This is a genomic window from Variovorax sp. GW821-FHT10D07 (genome assembly GCF_059415325.1).
On sequence record NZ_JBWKMZ010000001.1, the window covers coordinates 406,115 to 423,899 of the forward strand.

The following is a 17,785-nucleotide window of genomic DNA, read 5'->3' on the forward strand; positions in this document are numbered from 1 at the left end:
GCGCTGCGCTCAGGGCGCGGCGGGCCGCGGCGGTTGCGCCCAGAGCTTGTCGCTCGACCAGTGCAGATGGACGATGCGGAAGCTGTCGCCGGCACGGCGCACGATCGCCGTTTCCTGCATCACCTGGTCGATGGGCTTGCCGTCGGGCAGCTTGCCGGTCACGTGGTAGGTGCTGAGCACCCAGCGCTCGTTGCCGCTGCCGCCGAGGCGGCGCGCCTGCAGGGTCCAGGTGGAGACGGCCGCCATGTCGATGTCGCCCGGCAGGTGGCTCAGCGCATAGGCCTCGATCGTCGGGTCGGTGACGCCGAACTCGAACACCACCAATGAACGGTCGAGGTAGGAGAGCGCACCGCCCGTGTCCTTGCGCTTGAGCGCGGCGTGGAAGCCGTCGACCGCGTCGGCCGGCAGCTTCACGGTCTGCGCTCCCGCTGCGGCGGCCAGGACCAGGCTCGCAGTGGCGAGCAGCAGCCTACGCATGGGGGTCGACCAGCTTGGGGTCGATCAATTCGATGATGACGATGTCGCCGGCGTTCACGCCTTCCATCGAGGGATCGGTGGCGCGCACCGTGAGCTCGTCGGGCGTATTGCTCTTGAGCCACAGGGTGCGGCCGAACATCTTGCCGCGGATGAAGGTCAGCCGCCAGCCGCGCATCTCGTTGCGCTGGGGCGCCACCATACCCGGGCCGATCGGTTCGAAGCGCAAGGTGGCGATGCGGCCCGCCTTGCCGGCCTGGCCCACGCCGGTCACCTTGGCCGTGAAGCGCCGCAGCGCGGGATCGACCGCGTCGTGGCCGGCCACCGCGTGCTGTGCGAGCAGCAGGGCCGCGGCCATGGCCGAGGCCCGCGCGCCGGTGAGGATCCATGTCGTCAGCAACATCGCTGTCCCTTGCCTCCATTCAAAGAAGCCGGCGATGTTATCGACGCGGCGCGCACGCGCAAGGGATCACGGTGCATCGCGATCGACGTCCGCATGCGATGAAAACACGCGGCTTTCGTGCCGCGACGCCAGTGTCGGCGAGGGTCCCGGGCAGGGCCCGCGATGCGATTCATGCGCTCACCTGCGACGAACGTTTTAACCGTTGGTCGTCTTCTGACGCAGGGCTTTCACAACTAATCTCTGCGCCCACTCCATAACCACAACCACATCGACATCCATGCAGGCTTCCGTGACGCATCGCATCCGCTGGCCCTGGTGGCTCGTGGCGGTGCTCGCCGTCGCGCTGTCGGCCGTGTGGTGGTGGCCGTCGTCCGATGAGGCCGTCGTGCCGATGCCGCCGGTCGCTGTGGCTCCGGCACCTGCGATGGCACCGGCACCGAAGCCCGTGCCGGTGGCCGCGAAGCCGGTCGATGCCGCGTTGTCGGTCTCGGCCTTCAAGCTCGTCGGCACGGTCGTGGCGGCCGATGGCGTGGACAGCTTCGCGCTGATGCGCCGCGCCGGCGATTCGCAGCTGTTGCAACTGCGTGTCGGTGGCCACGTCGAGGGCCTCACCGTCAGCGCGATCCAGCCCGACAGCGTCGTGCTCGCGGGCGCGGGGCAGTCGGTCGTGATCGAGACCGACCGCACCGTCGCATCGCCGCTGCCTTCCCGCCCGGCCCACCCGCCGGAGCCGGACGTGGAACCGGCATTCGCGGGAGACCCCGCCCCCTTCGGACATTGACGCGAAGACTTTCCCCTGGCCCCGTGTTTTTTGACAGAGAAAGAAGAACCATGAAGAGAAGACAAGCCCCCAGAGCCAACCTGCTGTTGGTTGGCGCCCTCGCCAGCGCCTTGCTGCTCGCCGCGTGCGGCGGCAGCAACGACAGCGCGCCGCTCATCGTCGGCTCCGCGCCGCCACCCGCGGGGTCCACCGACCAGCCGCCCACCGACACCGGGCCTGTTGCCCAGGACTACGTGACACCGCCGCGGCTGTGCGAGCCCGGCCCCGGGGACCAGGGAGAGCCGGGCGTCAATGGCCACATCCCCAAGTCGGCGATGTACGACGCCACCGCCAATCCCGATGGCTTCCAGGGCTACTGGTGCGGCGCGCGCAAGGTCGCGCAGAACACGCTGTTCGGCCGCGGCGCCTTCGGCGACCTGCAGATCAAGGCCAAGGGCTCGACGCGCTGCGCCTATGCCTCCAACCGCGACGGCGCGGCCGGCGGCGATGCCGCGCTGACCACCGGCATCATCGTGTTCGACATGAAGACGCCGACGAAGATGCAGGTCGTGCCCGCGAGCGGCGACACCACGGTCGTCGGCACCGCGCCGTCGGCCAGCGTCAAGGCCACGAGCACCAACAAGTGGGGCGAGGAAACCACCGCCGCCACGCCGGTCAACCCGAACGGCAAGATCCTGCGCACTCCGGCCGCGCTCGAAGCCTACTCGGGGCTCGAGCTGTCGGGCGACCTGCTGGTGGCCGGCTACAAGGACAACAAGATGGTGGACGTCTACGACGTCAGCGACTGCCTGCACCCGGTGCCGCTGAACGCGAGCTACCAGTCCTCGGGCGGCCACCACGACGGCTGGCTCTCGCCCGACGGCAAGACCTGGTACGGCGTGCCCTTCGGCACCACGGCCAAGGACGGCGGCACCACGCTCATCACCGGCGGCACCTCGCCCACGGACGACAACTTCGCCAACTACACCATCGACAACAAGCGCGTCGACCTGCACATCACCAACCTCGACGATCCGAAGAACCCCAAGCTGCTGCTGAGCTGGAACCGTTCGCAGCTGCCCGACGAGGTGAAGAACAACAAGAACTGGCGCATCATGGCGGCGACCAACATCCATGACGTCAGCACCAACCCCGACGGCACGCGGCTCTATCTCGCGGTGTACGGCGGCGGCGGCCAGGTGGCCGGCAACCTGCCGACGCCCACCACCACCTTCTGGCGCGACCAGACCTGCGCCAACGGCCTGCTGATCATGGACTCGAGCGACATCGTCAAGCGCGCGGCCGATCCGAAGCTGAAGTACGTCAGCTTCCTCTCGTGGTGCGACCAGCAGCCCAACCCCGAGTTCGAGCAGGGCGGCTATGCGCGCATGACCTCGACCGCCGCGACGCACGCGACCGAATGGGTGCGGCACGTCAACGGCAAGGAGTACATCGTCTCGACCGACGAGTCGTACGCCCTGACGACCAGCGACACCAACGGCCTGCCGAACCAGTGCAAGCAGCAGAGCTTCGGCCGCATGATCGACATCTCGGACGAGAAGCATCCGAAGATCGTCGGCACCTACGAGCAGGATGCCAACAAGGCCAGCGTCTGCCCGACGCTGGTGGCCGAGGGCGGCAACGTCCCGATGGTCCACTACCTGAACTTCGACGACCGCAACCACATGCGCGTGGCCGTCTACGCGGCCGCATCGGGCGGCATCCGCTTCGCCGACTGGACCGATCCGACCAGCCCGAAGGAGATCGGCTACTACGTCGCGCGGCGCAACACGCCGAGCAAGATGGACTTCACGCGTCCCGACCCGCGCTACGACGCCGAGAACTGCCTCTACTACACCGGCTGGAACCAGGGCGGCCTGGTCTCGCTCGAGCTGACCAACCCGCAGTACAACCCGTGCATGAGCCGCAGCGCGAACGTCAGCGGCAAGGTGGCGACGGCGCAGGGCGACATCACGGTGGCGCTGAAGGCCGGCCGCGACAGCAAGGGCGCTAGCGTCAGCCTGAGCATCGAAGGCCTGGGCAACAAGGTGCAGCTGGGCGCGGTGACGCGCCTGGGCTCGGCCATCGACGCCGATGGCGCGCAGGTCACGGCCACCAGCAACTCGCTGCAGATCGACGCCGACGGCAGCTTCGACGGCCAGCCCGCGAAGTTCCGCCTGCAGGTGACCGACAACGGCGGCAACAAGGGCTTCTTCTCGCTGAGCTGCACCGAGGGCTGCTCGTTCACGACCAATGGTTACCTGCAGAGCGGCGGGAAGCTGACGGTGGCGAACCTCAAGAGCTGAAGATGCCAAGGACCGCGCATGCCTGTTGACCTTCGCTCGCGCGGTCGATAGCATCGCGGCACTTTCAAAACGCCCTCCCGGTTCGCCGGGAGGGCGTTTTCTTTTTGTTCCGCAACTTCCATGAAACCCAGAGATGAAAGCACCCCTCGAGATTCGCCCCGCATCGCAAGTCGGCCTCGGATACGTCCGGCATGGCCATGGGCCGATCCCCGTGCTGGTCCTGCACGACTGGCTCGGCGATCACGCGAACTACGACGCGCTCCTGCCCTGGCTCGACGGCCAGGCGTTCACCCATGTCTTCGCCGACCTGCGCGGCTATGGGCTGTCGATCGCACTGCCGGGCGAGTGCACGGTGAAGGAGATCGCCGCGGACTGCCTCGCGCTTGCCGACCGCCTCGGCTGGCGGCGCTTCCACGTCCTCGGCCATTCGATGACCGGCATGGTCACGCAACGCCTCGCGGCGGACGCGCCTTCGCGCATCGCGAGCGCGATCGCCGTGTGCCCCATTTCAGCCGCTGGCAACAAACTGAGTCCGGAGGCCTTGGCCTTCTTTGCCAGCACGGCCGACGACGATGACGCGCTTCGGCGGCTGTTCAAGTTCGTCGGCGGGGGCTTGCCCGACGAATGGGTCGAGGAGAAGCTGCGGCACCACCGCGAGGCGGTGGCGCCCGCATGCCGCAGGCGCTACCTCGACATGCTGGTCACGGCCGATTTCGCCGACGAGGTGCGAGGGTTAGAAACGCCGTTCCTGCTCGTCGTCGGCGACAGGGATCCGGGGCTCGATGCGGAGGCGATGAAGCACACCTTCCTCGCGTGGCATCCGAACGCGGAGCTGCAGGTGGTGCCCGATTGCGGGCACTACCCGATGCAGCAGCATCCGTCGTACTTCGCGGGCGTGGTCGAGGGCTTTCTGAAGCGCCAGGCCGCCTTGGCTTGACGCCGCTCACCCCACGATAGGCTGCGCCATGATCCAGAGGCTCAGGCTCGTATAGGCCACCATCAGCACCAGCATCGGCAGCTGGCTCAGCATCGCCGCGCGGTGGTTCGCGAAGCGGCGCGTGGCCTCGACATGGGCGACGACGACCGCGAGCACATGGCCGACGACGATCAGCGTCACGGCCGTGTACCAGTAGATGGCCGGGCTCACGATGCCTAGGTCGACCGCGCGGCCGCGTGTGCCGAAGAGGTTCCAGCCCCAGCCGAAGGGATCGGAGGCGAGCGGGACGATGAACTGCCCTGTCGTCAGCAGCAGCGAGGCATAGTGGGCCAGGTGGTAGGCCACGGCGATCGGCACCAGGCTCCAGACCATCGCGTTCACGGCCGCGCGTTCGGTGCTGCCGGCCAGGCGCAGCATCCATGCGCCCACGGCGCGAAAGATCAGCACGAAGGCCACGGGGAACAGCAGCAGCATGACGCTGTTGAGCCATTGCGTCTCGTCCATGCCGGTCGCGGAAGAGAGCGTGAACAGCGTCTCGGCCACCGTGCGCGAGGTCTGCGCGGCGGTGCCGATGCGGTCCATCAGCGGGGTTTCGTGGAAGCCGTCGAAGGTGACGGTCGCGAGCATCAGCAGCACGAAGGCCGCCACCGAATTCGGCACCGGCTCGGTCGTTAGCAGCCCGGCGCCGTAGGGCCGCAGCCGCAGGCGCGCGGGCTCGGTCGGCGTCGAGCCGCGCAGCTCGAGCGGCGCGAAGCGGCCCAGCACGCGGAAGGCCATCGCGAAGGCATCGGCCCGGTGGCGCCAGACCTCCACGCCGAACAGCAGCATGCCGGCCCAGCTCAGCAGCGCATAGCCCAGCAGGGCGCCGGCGAGGGCGGAGGGCAGGTCCTTGTCCTGCCACACCAGCTCGGTCCAGGCGAAGGCGAAGAACAGCGCGACCGCCGGCCAGGCGCCCAGCCATTTCGGCCAGCGCAGGCCCAGCGATTCGCGCCCGCCGCCGACCAGGCGCGCGGCGGCGCGGTACAGCGTGGGCAACGGATTGACGATCTCCCACAGGTCGCCGACCAGCGCGCAGAAGAAGGCCATGCCGACCCACCACAACACCCAGACCATCGTGACGATCAGGTTCGCATAGGCGTCGGAATTGCCGAGGAAGCCGGTGGCCAGTGTCAGCACGAACAGCGCGCAGCCCAGCGTTCGCAGCACCACCGCGAGCGGATGCGCGATGCGGCGCAGCGGCGCGAAGCGCAGCAGGTCGGTGTCGCGCAGGAAGGAGGAACCGAAGTCGTGGCGCCGCGCGAACAGCGCCAGCGCCGCGAAGGTCAGCACGAGGGTCGCGCCGGCCCCCGTGAGCCACAGCCACAGCGGCAGCGGCAGGTCGAAGCGCTGGCCGAAGCCGTGCGCCTGCGCGCCGGCCGTGGCGCACGCGATCGCGAGACCGGTCCCGAAGCGAAGCGTTTTCAGGGCGCGCCTAGGGATGGACTTCGATGAACATCACGGCGCGGTGGTTGCCCGGGCCGTGGCGATGCTCGTGCACCGGGAAGCGGCCCGCGAGGCTGGCCTTGAAGCTCAGCAGCGCCGGCGCGGGCGGCGTCACCTGGGCCTCGATGTCGTAGCCGTGCAGGTGCAGCACCAGGGGCTGGTCGCTGACCACGCTGATCTGCACCTGGTCGCCCTGGCGCACCTTCAGCGTGTCGTCGCCCTTGATGCGGCCGCCCACGAGCTCGACCGAGAACTTCGGCGAGGCGGCCGCGGCAGCGCCCGCGAGCGGCGCCAGCGCCGCGAGGGCGATCAGCCGCAGGCGCAGGCGGTTCGGATTCGTCGTCATGGCGCGGTCCATGCTCAGTCCGCGTACTGGCCGGCCGCCTTGATGACCGCGCCCCACTTCTCGATCTCGGTCTCGACGAACTTCTTGTGCTCCGGACCGTTGACGCGCGCGTCGGTGATGATCACGGCGCCGAGCCCTTCCTGGCTCTTGATGAAGGCCGGGTCCTTGAGCGCCACCTTGAGCGCCGCATTGAGCTTGTCGGTGACCGCCTTGGGCGTGCCCGCGGGCGCGAACAGGCCATGCCAGATGCTGACGTTGAAGCCCTTCAGGCCGCTCTCGTCGAGCGTGGGCAGCGCGGCCAGCACCGGCGTCTTCAGGCGCTGCTGCGTGGTCACGGCATAGGCCCTGACCATGTTGCCCTCGATCTGCGCGGTGGTGTTGGTGGTCTGGTCGCACATGATGTCGACCTGGCCGCCGATCAGGTCGGTCATGGCCGGTGCCGTGCCCTTGTAGGGGATGGTCTGCGGCGCGATCTTCAGCGCGCTCTGCAGCATCAGGCCGCACAGGTGCGAGGCCGAGCCGATGCCGGCGTTGGCGAGGTTGGTCTTGCTGCCGTTGGCCTCGAGCCACTTGCGCAGCTCGGTGAAGTTGTTCGCGGGCACCGACTTCGAGCTGATGAGCGTCATCGGCACTTCGTTGATCAGGCCCAGGTATTCGAAGCCCTCGAGCGTCTTGTAGGGCAGCTTGCGGTACAGCGAGGGCGAGGTCGCCATGCTCACGTGGTGCAGCATCAGCGTGTAGCCGTCGTTGGCCGCGCGCGCGGCCTTGGCGGCGCCGAGCGTGCCGCCGGCGCCGCCGGTGTTGTCGATGGTGATCGCCACGTTGCCCAGCGGCTTGCGCAGCGCCTCGGCGAAGTCGCGCGCCACCTTGTCGGTGGGACCGCCGGCCGCGAAGGGCACCACGATCATGATCGGTTTGTCGGGATACTCGGCGAACGCAGGAAGGGCGGCGAGGGCCGCGATCGCGATCGTGAACAGGCGCTTCATTGATGTCTCGTTATGGGTGAAGCCGAAAATGCTATAGCCCACCCACGCCGCGCAGAAGACGCCTGGTTGTTAAGGCGGTCACCTTAGGTGAACACCGACAGCCTGGGCATCGGTGGCGCCCGATGCCCGGCCGTTCGAACTCAGAGGCTCGCGAGCGGCAGCCGCGACCGATAGCGCGAGCGCCCCTGCGGATAGAGACCGACCGAGCACTGCACCAGCTTGCCCGCGCCATCGAACCAGTGGCGCGTGACCTGCAGGCAGGGCGAGCCGGGCACTGCATCCAGGCGCTCGGCCAGGCGGGATTCGAGCGGCGCCGCGTCGATCTCCTGTTCCACCACCGCCACGCCCACGCCGTAGAGCCGCTCGATCAGCTTGAAGACCGGGCCGTTCCATGCTTCCAGTCGCTCGGCCACGCCCGCGAACTCGGGCCGCATGTAGAGCCACAGCGCACCGGTCGGGCGCGCTTCGCCGCGCAGGTAGCGCAGCGTGTCGAGGAAGAGCCACTGGCTGCCCGGCTCGGCCTGCAGCAGGCCGGCCAATTGCTCGTCGGCGGCGACGAGGCCGGCGCGTTCGAGCTTGAGCTGCGTGGTGCGCGCGGCCTCCATGATGCTTTCGAGCGTCTGCTGCGAATGCACGAAGAAGGGCGTGGGATTGCGCGCCAGCACATGCGTGCCGATGCCGGCGCGCGAATCGATCACGCCGAGCTTGCGCAGCGCGCTCATGGCCTCGCGCAGGCGGTAGCGCGTGGCACCGAACTGCGCCTGCAACTGGGCTTCGGAAGGCAGCAGGCTGCCGACGGGATAACGGCCTTCGTCGATCTCGCGGACGATGGCGTCGACGATGTCCTGGATGGTCAATGCCGCGCCGGCACTTGTTGGATGCGCCATGAAGAGATAATATTCGAATATTCGACTAATTAGGCGAAGCAGACGCCACTGGAGACAAACGCATGCATCGTAGAGACTTTATCCGCGCGCTGTCCGCAGGCGCCGCACTGCCGCTGGCCGGCGTGGCACCGCTGGCGCTGGCCGACACCTACCCCAGCAAGCCGATCCGGCTGGTGGTGACCCAGGGCACGGGCTCGGGCAGCGACGTGATCGGGCGCCTGCTCGCGAGCAAGCTCGGCGAGCGGCTCAAGCAGAGCGTGTACGTCGAGAACAAGGCCGGTGGCGGCGGCATCATCGGCCACCAGTTCGTGCTCGACCAGCCGGCCGACGGCTACACGCTGCTGCTGAGCACCACCGCGCCGCTGGTGGTGGTGCCCGCGATGAACCGCAACGCGAAGTTCCACCTGCGCGACTTCACCGCGGTGGCCGCGGCGCTGCGCAGCCCCTACATGGTGCTGGTCGGCACCCAGCCCGACAGCCCGCGCAGCCTGCAGGAACTGACGAAGCGGCTGGCGGCCGCGCCATCGAGCTACTCGTCCTCCGGCACCGGCACGCTCACGCACCTGGCGACCGAGATGTACCTGCAGCAGGTCCATGCCAAGGCCACCCACGTGCCCTACAAGGGCAGCGGGCAGTCGCTGGCCGACCTCGCGGGTGGGCAGGTGCTGTTCTCCACCGACTCGCCGATCGCCGCGGGCGCGCTGATCCGCGGCGGGCGGCTGCGGGCCCTGGCCGTGACCTCGGCGCAGCGCCTGGCCACCTATCCCGAGGTGCCGACGATGGCCGAGCTCGGCTATCCCGGCCTCACGCTCAACACCATGGGCGGGCTGTTCGGTCCCTCGAAGCTGCCCGCGCCCATCGTCGAGCGCATCAGCACCGAGATGGCGGCCGTGATGTCCTCGCCCGAGGTCAAGGCCCAGTTCGCGAGCATGGAGACCGAGCCGCTGGTGATGCCGGTCGAGAGCTTCCGCACCCAGATGCTGAAGGACGCGCCGGTGTGGGAAGGCGTGGTGGCTCGCCTGGGCATCACCGCCGATTGAGGAGCCGCCGATGGACGCCCACCGCATTCGCTGCGCGCTGTTCGTGCCGGTGCTCGAGCCGCGCTTCTTCGCGCGCGCGGGCGAGCGCGGCGCGCAGGCGCTGATCCTCGACCTCGAGGACGCGATCGCGCCGCAGCGCAAGGCCGAGGCGCGGCTCGCGCTGGCGCATGCGGCCGCCGCGCTGCGCGGCACCGGCCTGCCGCTGATGGCGCGCGTGAATGCCGAGGCCGAACTGCTCGATGCCGACCTCGAGGCCTGCGTCGCCGCGGGCGTGGATGCCGTCATGCTGCCCAAGGTCGAGTCGCCGAGCGAGGTGCGCGCGGCGGTCGTGCACCTCGAGCGGCATGCGCGCGAGCGCGGCTCGAACGGACCGCGCTCGCTGGTCGCGCTGATCGAAACGCCTCGCGGCGTGCTGCGCGCCGATGCGATCGCGGCGGCCCATCCCGCCTTGCGCGCGCTGGGCTTCGGCGCCGAGGACTATGCGGCCGCGATCGGCCGGCCGCCGCATGCCGACCTGCTGGTGCCCGCGGCCGCGCGCGTCGCCATGTGCGCCGCGGCCGAGGGCCTCGCCTGCTGGGGACTGGCCGCCTCCATCGCCGAGCTCGACGACATGGATGCGCTCGAAGACGCGGCGCGGCTGTCGCACCGGCTCGGCTTCGGCGGCACGCCCGCCGTGCACCCGGCGCAGGTGCGGGTCTTCAACCGCGTGTTCGCGCCCACCGAGGCCGAGATCGCGCAGGCCCGCAAGGTGCTCGAGGCGCATGCCCGCGCCGACGCCGAGGGCCTGGGCGCGCTGCGGCTCGATGGCCGCATGATCGATCGCCCGATGGTCGATCGCGCGCGCCGCCTGCTCGCCTAGTTCTTCATCACACCCCCCGACCCGAAACGACGACATCGATGGCGCAACAGATACTCGACGGCATCCAGGTGCTGGACTTCACCACCTACATCGCGGGCCCCTACGGCGCGAGCCTGCTGGGCGACCTGGGCGCCGACGTGATCAAGATCGAGGCGCCCGAGGGCGACCCGATGCGTTACTACCCCTCGACCCTGCCCGGCGAGAGCCGCGCCTTCATCGGCGTGAACCGCAACAAGCGCAGCATCGTGCTCGACCTCAAGCAGCCCGCGGACCGCGAGGCCTGCCACCGGCTCGTGGCGCAGGCCGACGTGGTGCTGCACAACTTCCGCCCCGGCGTGGCCGAGCGACTGGCGCTGGACTGCGACACGCTGACCGCGATCCAGCCGCGCCTGATCTATTGCAGCTTCACCGGCTATGGCCCCGACGGCCCGCAGGCGCAGCGCCCCGGCTTCGACCAGGTGCTGCAATGCCGCACCGGCATCGCCAAGGCGCAGGGTTATCCGGGCGACGAGCCGCGCGTGGTCTGGGGTTCGGCCGTCGATTTCTATGGCGCGAGCCTGATCGCCACCGGCATCTGCGCCGCCTTGTTCCAGCGCGAACGCACCGGCTTGCCGCAGCGCGTCGACACCTCGCTGCTGCAGGCAGCGCTCGCCATGCAGGCGGGCCGCATGGTGTGGTCCGAGGGCGAGGGCCCCGGCGTCGATCGCGACCTGCGCGGCGGCGCGCTCTCGGGCATCCACCCCACGCGCGAAGGCTACGTCTACCTGCAGGCCCAGACCCAGCCGTTCTGGGAGGCGCTGTGCGAGCTCACGGGCCTCGCGCATCTGGCGCGCGATCCGCGCTTTGCCGACATGCGCCTGCGCAAGGCCAACGAGGCCGAGCTGGTCCCGCAGTTGCGCGCCGCGCTGTTGCAGCACGGCGCCCGCGAATGGGAAGCGATCTTCGGCACGCGCGTGCCGTGCACCGTGGTGCGCGGCATCGAGGAGGTGTTCGACGACGAGCAGGTCGAACACCAGGGGCTGCTGGCGACGCATGCGCATCCCACGCTGGGCAGCTACCGCGCGGTGGTGGAACCGATCCGATTCAATGGCGAGCGCGGGGTGAAGCGGGAGGCGAGGGCGCCGATGCTGGGGGAGCATACGGTGCAGGTCGTGGGTGGGCGGAGCGAGCGCACCTGACGCGGGGAGCGCTGCGGCGGTTGCTAGACTGAGATCGACGCACCGCCTTTCCCCTGCATCACATGACCGCCGACCTCGACCTCAACATCGCCGAGATCCCCTACGAATCGGGAACCATCCGATTCCGCTACGCGAGGGTGATGTCGCCCGACAGGACGCGATGGATCCGGCATGGCTCGTTCGTGGCCTATCACGAGAACGGCACGGTGGTATCGGAAGGCCACTACGTCGACGGGAAGGAAGACGGGCTCTGGCGCGACTTCCATCCCGATGGCCGGCCGGCCTCCGAGGGCCACTATCGCGATGGGCGCGAAGTCGGCGTGTGGCGCTTCTGGAATGCCGACGGGACTGAAGGGCCGAGCGAGAGCCACGACGCTTGAGCGCAGAGGCCGTGCCGAGGACGTCGATCTCCATCTCCGCGTAGAGACGACGTCGGCGTTCCGCGTCACGGGGTTCGCTATCCCGACCTGCATTCCCTGCCGCAGCAGGTGATCCCGGCAAAAGCATCCGTCCCATTGGAACCTCTTCCACCCTCCAACCCATTGGAAGATCCTTCCAGGCCCGATCCCCGCCGATCTCGTTGACCCTGCCTGGCGCATCCGTTCGAATGCCTCACGTTTCGAACCCACACCAACCCATCGCCAGGAGTCACACCCCATGCAAACCCAACGCACCCGCATGACGCGGGACAACACCGCCGTTCTGCTCATCGATCACCAGGTCGGCCTGATGACCGGCGTGCGCGACATGACGGTCAGCGACCTCAAGCACAACGTCGTCGGCCTCGCGAAGGCGGCCAAGGTCCTGGGCCTGCCGATCGTCGCGGTGACGACGGCGCGCGACAGCATGTGGGGGCCGACGGCCTCCGAGCTCAAGGAGGCCTTGGGCGGCGGCGAGATCATGGACCGCTCGACCGTCAACGCCTGGGACTACCCGCCGTTCGTGGAGGCCGTGAAGGCGACGAAGCGCGATCACCTGATCATCGCGGGGCTGTCCTTCGAGGTCTGCGCCTCGCTGCCGGCGATCTCGGCGCGCGAGGAGGGCTACCAGCCGATCATTGCCATCGACGCCTGCGGCACCTTCTCGGCCGCCAAGCGCGAGGCAGGCATCGCGCGCCTGACGACGCTCGGCATCGAGATCTCCGACTACGCGACCCTGATGGTCGAGATCATGGGCGACAACGCCGATCCGAAGGCGCTCGATGTGTATGCCGCGCTCGACATGCCGTTCGCCGTGCTGATGGGCCAGGTGGCCGGAGCGCTGTCGCGATGAGCGCTGCCTTCGACGTCATCGTCGTCGGTGGCGGTTCGGCGGGTGCGGTGCTCGCGCATCGGCTCAGCGCCGATCCCGCGCGCCAGGTGCTGCTGCTCGAGGCCGGCGAAGCCTACCGGCCGAACGTGTTTCCGCGCGACCTCGCGGATGCCGACACGGCCGGCGGGCCCGATGGCCACGACTGGGGCTACCAGGCCGAGACCGGCCTCGCGGGACGCAGCATCCACGCACCGCGCGGCAAGACGCTGGGCGGCAGCTCGGCCGTCAACGCGGCGGTGGCGATGCGCTCGCGGCCCGAGGACTTCGCGAAGTGGCGCGCGCTCGGCATCGAGGGCTGGCAATGGCCCGAGCTGCTCGAGGCCTTCAAGGCGATCGAGAACACGCCCGACGGCGACGACGCGTTCCGCGGCCGCGCGGGTCCGCTGCCGATCCGCAACCGTCGGCGCGACGAGCTGACGCCGGCGCTCAATGGCTTCGTCGATGCGACGGCCGCACTCGGCTTCGCGCGCGTGGCGGACTTCAACGGCGAACAGCAGGCCGGCGTCGCGCCGTATCCGCTCAACGTGATCTCGGGGCGGCGCATCAACACCGGCATCGCCTTCCTCGGCGAGGACGTGCGTGCGCGACCCAACCTCACGATCCGCGGCGGCGTGGAGATCGACCGCGTGCTGTTCGAGGAAGGGCGCGCGGTGGGCGTGGTCGATGCCGAGGGCGAGAGCCATCGCGCGGGCCAGGTGATCCTCAGCGCGGGCGCCTTCGGCAGTCCTGCGATCCTCATGCGATCGGGCATCGGTCCCGCGCCGCACCTGGCGTCGCTGGGCATTCCGCTGGTGGCGGAACTGCCGGTGGGGCAGGGCCTGCAGGAGCATCCGTTCTACTACAACGTCTATGCGCTGACGCCCGAAGCGGCGGGCATGCATCCCGCGGCGGGCGCGATCCTCTGGGCCGCGTCCTCGCAGGCCAAGCCCGGCGATCTCGACCTGCACATCTCGGCCACCCACCTGTTCGACCCGGCGCTGAGCCCCACGGGCGGCGCGATCGTGCTGGCGGTGTCGGTGACGCAGCCCGAGGCGACCGGCAGCCTCGAGCTGGCCGACCGCGATCCGCGCAGCGCGCCGCGCATCCGCTACAACCTGCTGGGCACGCCGCGCGACATGGCGCGCATGCTCGAGGCCGTGCGGCTGTCGCGCGCGATCGGGCGGCAGTCGCCGTTCGCCGGGATGGTCGCGGCCGAGATGGCGCCGGGGCCTGAGTTCTCGGATGGCGACGACCTGCAGCGCGCGATCGAGCAGCAGCTCGACGGCTATGCGCACCCCACCTCGACCTGCCGCATGGGACCGCCCGGCCAGGGCGTGGTCGATGGCGGCGGCCGCGTGCACGGCGTGCCGGGCCTGTTCGTGATCGATGCGTCGATCATGCCCAGGGCACCGAGCGCGCCGCCCAACATCACCACCATGATGATGGCCTGGCATCTCGCGGGCCACGGCTTCGGAGTCCGCTGATGGCCCTCGTTCCCATCGATCCCCAGGACATCGCCGCGGCGCGCGCGCTGCGCCTCGAGTTCGGCCGCTTCTGGTCCACCGCGCCCGGCACGCCGCGCGACATCTATGACCGCTTCATCGCGCAGACGCCCACCGCTTCCGAAGTCGCGGCGCGCGAGGCCGTCGACGAAGCCGCTTCCGGCTGGTGGGTGGAGCCCGCGCAGGCCGTGCCCGGGCGCGCGCTGCTGTTCATCCATGGCGGCGGTTACGGCCTGGGCCATGCTAGCGCCTATGTCGGATTGGCCAGCCAGCTCGCGGCACGCACGCGCGTGCCGGCCTTCGTGCTCGAGTACCCGCTGGCGCCCGAGGCCGTGCTGCCCGCCGCGCGCGACCTCGCGTTGCGCACGCTCGCGGAGCTGGCGGCGCGCTTCGGTGCGGTAGCGGTGGCGGGCGACTCGGCCGGTGGCGGTCTGTCGCTCGCGACCGTGCTCGAGGCCGCGAGGCAGGGCATCGCCGTGTCCTCGCTGGTCGCGTTCTCGCCCTGGACCGACCTGAGCCTGAGCGGCGCGAGCGCGCAGGAACTGGCCGTCGGCGATCCGCTGCTCGACGTCGGCTACCTGCGTGCTTCGGCCGCGGCCTATCTGGGCGGCGCGCCGGTCAGCGATCCGCGTGGCTCGCCGCTGTTCGATGCGGACCTGCGGCGCCTGCCGCCCACGCTGGTCCAGGTCGGCTCGGACGAGGTGCTGCGCGACGATTCGCGCCGTCTCGTGGAAGCGGCCAGCGGCGCGGGCGCACAGGTCGAGCTCGAGGAGTGGCAGGGCATGCACCACGTGTTCCAGCTCAACACCCGCGAGCTGGCCAGCGCGCGCAAGGCGCTCGACCGCGCGGCTGCGTTCGTGTCGCGCCACTGGAACGCCTGACCCTTTGCCCGGGTCCGCGCGTGGCCGGTGCGCGCGGAACGTGCTAAGTTGCCGCGGACTCGGAAGAACCCATCGGCGAAAGACACGCGTGCTCGACCTCAACGACTTTCGGTACTTCGTGGAAGTGATCGACCGGGGCAGCCTCTCGGCCGCGGCGCGCGCGCTGCAGCGCCCTGTGTCGACGATCAGCTACCGCATCCAGCAGCTCGAGGCCGAGCTCGGCCTGACGCTGCTGGCGCGCACCTCGCGGCGCATCACGCTGACCGAATCGGGCGAGGCCTTCTACGGCCACGCGGTCGCCACCATCGCGCGCGCCAACGAGGCCGAGGCGGCGATGCGCAGCCGCAGCACGGAGCCGACCGGCACCGTGCGCTACACGGTGTCGGTCGCGACCTCGCAGTTCGCGATGACCGAGATGGTCGCGAGCTTTCTCGCGAAGTACCCGAAGGTCAACCTGCTGCAGGACGCGAGCGATGCCAACGTCGACATCGTGGCCGACCGCTACGACTTCGCGATCCGTGCCTACTCGGGCGCGCTGCCCGATTCGAACCTGGTGCAGCGCGCGCTCGCGGAAGCGCCCTGGCACCTGTTCGCGGCACCCGAGTTCCTCGAAACCGCCGGCGCCATCGAGACGCCCGACGACCTGCTGGGGTGCGCCACGCTGTTCATGAAGCGCGGCGGCCTCGCACCCCTGTGGCAGCTCAAGCGCGAGGACGACCGCGCGCAGACCGCGCAGGTCGCGATCCGCCCGCGCATGGAGGGCACCTGCATGGTGACCCTGAAGCGCGCGGCCGAGGCGCGCATGGGCGTGGTCGCATTGCCGGCCTACATCTGCCGCGACGAGCTGCGCGCCGGCCGCCTGCGGCGCGTGCTGCCCGACTGGGTGGCGGCCGACTCGACCATCTCGGCGCTGATGCCGAGCCGGCGCGGCATGAGCGCCGCGGCGCGCGCCTTCATCGAGCACCTCGTCGAGGCCTTCCCCGCCGCCGTCCGGCTCGACTGAGCGCAGGCAACCCCCGTGATCCGACCCGCCGCGCCGATGCGGCGGCGCAGTCGCGCGCGCCATCAGGGTTTACGCAAAGACGTGGCTCCGGCATCGATGTCTACAATATGGACATACATCCACAATATGGACAAGCGACATGCCCCTCGATGATTCGGACCCGACCCCGAAGATGCCCTACCAGTACCCGAATCCTCCGGACGCGCTGCCCGAGATCGTGGTGCAGCACGCGATCCCGACCGACGAGCGCCTGTGGGTGCCGCAGGCCGAGAACGTGTGGTTCCGGCCGCTGTGCCTGAACGCGAGCCAGGGCTACTGGATGAACCTGCTGAAGGTGCGCAAGTCGGGCGTGCTGAGCCGCCACCGCCATCCGCAGGCGGTGCACGGCTTCGTGCTCAAGGGGCGCTGGCGCTATCTCGAGCACGACTGGGAAGCCACCGAGGGCAGCTACGTGTTCGAGCCGCCGGGCGAGACGCACACGCTGTACGTGCCCGAGGACGTCGAGGAAATGATCACCTACTTCCAGGTCAACGGTGTCATGTACTACACCGACCCCTGGGGCAAGGGCATGGGTTACGAGGACGTGTTCACCAAGATCGACATGTGCCGCAAGCACTTCGACAACGTCGGCCTCGGCGCGGACTACGTCAAGCAGTTCATCCGATGAGCACGACGGCCTACGGCCGCGCCGGCTACGACTTCGCGGGCGCGGTGGCGGTGGTCACCGGCGGTGCCAGCGGCATCGGCTCGGAAGTCGCGGCGCAGCTGCGGCGTGCCGGTGCGCGGGTGGCGGTGTGGGACATGGCCGAGGCCACTGCGAACGACGACGCCTGGCAGGTCGATGTGAGCGATCTCGCCACGGTCGAGCGCGCCGCCGCCGCGGTGGTCGCGCGCTTCGGCCGCATCGACTTCGTGGTCAACAGCGCGGGCTTCGCGGGACCGACGGTGCCGCTCGATGCCTACGACCCCGCCACGTGGCGTCGCATCGTCGACGTGAACCTGGTCGGCACCTTCAACGTGTGCCGCGCCGTGGTGCCGCACCTGCGTGCCGCGGGCGCGGGCCGCATCGTCAACATCGCCTCGCTGGCCGGCAAGGAGGGCACGCCCAATGCCTCGGCCTACAGCGCGGCCAAGGCCGGCGTGATCGCGCTGACCAAGTCGCTCGGCAAGGAGCTCGCGACCACGGGCATCCTGGTGAACGCGATCGCGCCGGCCGCGGTGCGCACGCCGATCCTCGAGCAGATGTCGGCCGAGCACGTGCAGACCATGATCGGCAAGAGCCCGATGCAGCGCCTGGGCGAGAGCGCCGAGGTGGCCGAGATGGTGGCCTGGCTGTGCTCGGGCTCGTGCAGCTTCAGCACCGGCGCCACCTTCGATCTCTCGGGCGGTCGGGCCACGTACTGAAGCGCTGCAAGTTTTTTCGGTCCCATTCCTTTTCAAACCACGGAGAC

General features: G+C 69.6%; 19 protein-coding genes. 13 read left to right on the forward strand and 6 right to left on the reverse strand.

Annotated features, from left to right (window positions below; genetic code table 11):
- Positions 1-9: 9 nt before the first annotated feature.
- On the reverse strand, positions 10-477 hold the full coding sequence (locus AC07PU_RS01910; RefSeq protein WP_495314773.1) for a YybH family protein: 468 nt from the start codon (positions 475-477) through the stop codon (positions 10-12).
- Positions 470-877 (reverse strand): hypothetical protein, encoded by a 408-nt coding sequence (locus AC07PU_RS01915; protein WP_495314775.1) that lies wholly within the window; start codon positions 875-877, stop codon positions 470-472. The genes AC07PU_RS01910 and AC07PU_RS01915 overlap by 8 nt, the downstream gene beginning before the upstream one ends.
- Positions 878-1,154: 277 nt before the next feature.
- On the opposite strand from AC07PU_RS01915, the gene AC07PU_RS01920 reads away from it, so the two are divergent.
- From AC07PU_RS01920 to AC07PU_RS01930, 3 genes are all read left to right on the forward strand, one after another.
- Positions 1,155-1,658 carry a hypothetical protein gene (locus AC07PU_RS01920; RefSeq protein ID WP_495314777.1) on the forward strand — a complete coding sequence of 168 codons (504 nt, stop codon included), beginning with the start codon at positions 1,155-1,157 and terminating at the stop codon, positions 1,656-1,658.
- Positions 1,659-1,708: 50 nt separating this feature from the next.
- Entirely contained in the window at positions 1,709-3,943 is a 2,235-nt protein-coding gene (locus tag AC07PU_RS01925) for an LVIVD repeat-containing protein (protein WP_495314779.1), read from the forward strand.
- 133 nt (positions 3,944-4,076) lie between these two features.
- Positions 4,077-4,880 (forward strand): alpha/beta fold hydrolase, encoded by an 804-nt coding sequence (locus AC07PU_RS01930; RefSeq protein ID WP_495314781.1) that lies wholly within the window; start codon positions 4,077-4,079, stop codon positions 4,878-4,880.
- A 6-nt stretch (positions 4,881-4,886) separates the two neighbouring features.
- On the opposite strand, the gene AC07PU_RS01935 is transcribed toward AC07PU_RS01930, so the two are convergent.
- The 4 genes from AC07PU_RS01935 to AC07PU_RS01950 all read right to left on the reverse strand — a co-directional run bounded on the left by AC07PU_RS01935 (position 4,887) and on the right by AC07PU_RS01950 (position 8,581).
- Entirely contained in the window at positions 4,887-6,209 is a 1,323-nt protein-coding gene (locus tag AC07PU_RS01935) for a hypothetical protein (protein ID WP_495314783.1), read from the reverse strand.
- 142 nt (positions 6,210-6,351) lie between these two features.
- The gene (locus tag AC07PU_RS01940) at positions 6,352-6,708 is read right to left on the reverse strand and encodes a hypothetical protein (RefSeq protein ID WP_143129245.1); all 357 of its coding nucleotides are present in this window, start codon (positions 6,706-6,708) and stop codon (positions 6,352-6,354) included.
- Between the two features lie 14 nt (positions 6,709-6,722).
- Entirely contained in the window at positions 6,723-7,694 is a 972-nt protein-coding gene (locus AC07PU_RS01945; protein WP_495314785.1) for a tripartite tricarboxylate transporter substrate-binding protein, read from the reverse strand.
- 140 nt (positions 7,695-7,834) lie between these two features.
- A complete protein-coding gene (locus AC07PU_RS01950; protein WP_093347174.1) occupies positions 7,835-8,581 on the reverse strand; it encodes a GntR family transcriptional regulator in 747 nt (248 codons plus the stop codon).
- Positions 8,582-8,643: 62 nt separating this feature from the next.
- Between AC07PU_RS01950 and AC07PU_RS01955 the strand changes: the two genes are divergently transcribed.
- From AC07PU_RS01955 to AC07PU_RS02000, 10 genes are all read left to right on the forward strand, one after another.
- A complete protein-coding gene (locus AC07PU_RS01955; RefSeq protein ID WP_296785849.1) occupies positions 8,644-9,621 on the forward strand; it encodes a Bug family tripartite tricarboxylate transporter substrate binding protein in 978 nt (325 codons plus the stop codon).
- 10 nt (positions 9,622-9,631) lie between these two features.
- A complete protein-coding gene (locus tag AC07PU_RS01960) occupies positions 9,632-10,480 on the forward strand; it encodes an HpcH/HpaI aldolase/citrate lyase family protein (RefSeq protein ID WP_495314788.1) in 849 nt (282 codons plus the stop codon).
- 38 nt (positions 10,481-10,518) lie between these two features.
- Entirely contained in the window at positions 10,519-11,658 is a 1,140-nt protein-coding gene (locus AC07PU_RS01965; RefSeq protein WP_495314790.1) for a CaiB/BaiF CoA transferase family protein, read from the forward strand.
- A 62-nt stretch (positions 11,659-11,720) separates the two neighbouring features.
- Positions 11,721-12,038: a toxin-antitoxin system YwqK family antitoxin gene (locus tag AC07PU_RS01970; RefSeq protein WP_495314792.1), complete on the forward strand. Its 318-nt coding sequence runs from the start codon at positions 11,721-11,723 to the stop codon at positions 12,036-12,038.
- A 277-nt stretch (positions 12,039-12,315) separates the two neighbouring features.
- Complete coding sequence (locus tag AC07PU_RS01975; RefSeq protein ID WP_281081570.1) at positions 12,316-12,930, forward strand: isochorismatase family protein; 615 nt, start codon at positions 12,316-12,318, stop codon at positions 12,928-12,930.
- The gene (locus AC07PU_RS01980) at positions 12,927-14,432 is read left to right on the forward strand and encodes a GMC family oxidoreductase (protein ID WP_495314795.1); all 1,506 of its coding nucleotides are present in this window, start codon (positions 12,927-12,929) and stop codon (positions 14,430-14,432) included. Before AC07PU_RS01975 ends, AC07PU_RS01980 begins: the two co-directional genes overlap by 4 nt.
- Positions 14,432-15,331 carry an alpha/beta hydrolase gene (locus tag AC07PU_RS01985; RefSeq protein WP_495314797.1) on the forward strand — a complete coding sequence of 300 codons (900 nt, stop codon included), beginning with the start codon at positions 14,432-14,434 and terminating at the stop codon, positions 15,329-15,331. Before AC07PU_RS01980 ends, AC07PU_RS01985 begins: the two co-directional genes overlap by 1 nt.
- A gap of 88 nt (positions 15,332-15,419) precedes the next feature.
- Positions 15,420-16,334, forward strand: a complete 915-nt coding sequence (locus AC07PU_RS01990) for a LysR substrate-binding domain-containing protein (protein ID WP_296785837.1) — start codon at positions 15,420-15,422, stop codon at positions 16,332-16,334.
- 139 nt (positions 16,335-16,473) lie between these two features.
- Positions 16,474-17,001 (forward strand): 2,4'-dihydroxyacetophenone dioxygenase family protein, encoded by a 528-nt coding sequence (locus AC07PU_RS01995; RefSeq protein WP_093347207.1) that lies wholly within the window; start codon positions 16,474-16,476, stop codon positions 16,999-17,001.
- Positions 16,998-17,738, forward strand: a complete 741-nt coding sequence (locus AC07PU_RS02000; RefSeq protein WP_495314800.1) for an SDR family NAD(P)-dependent oxidoreductase — start codon at positions 16,998-17,000, stop codon at positions 17,736-17,738. The genes AC07PU_RS01995 and AC07PU_RS02000 overlap by 4 nt, the downstream gene beginning before the upstream one ends.
- The last annotated feature ends 47 nt before the right edge of the window (positions 17,739-17,785 follow it).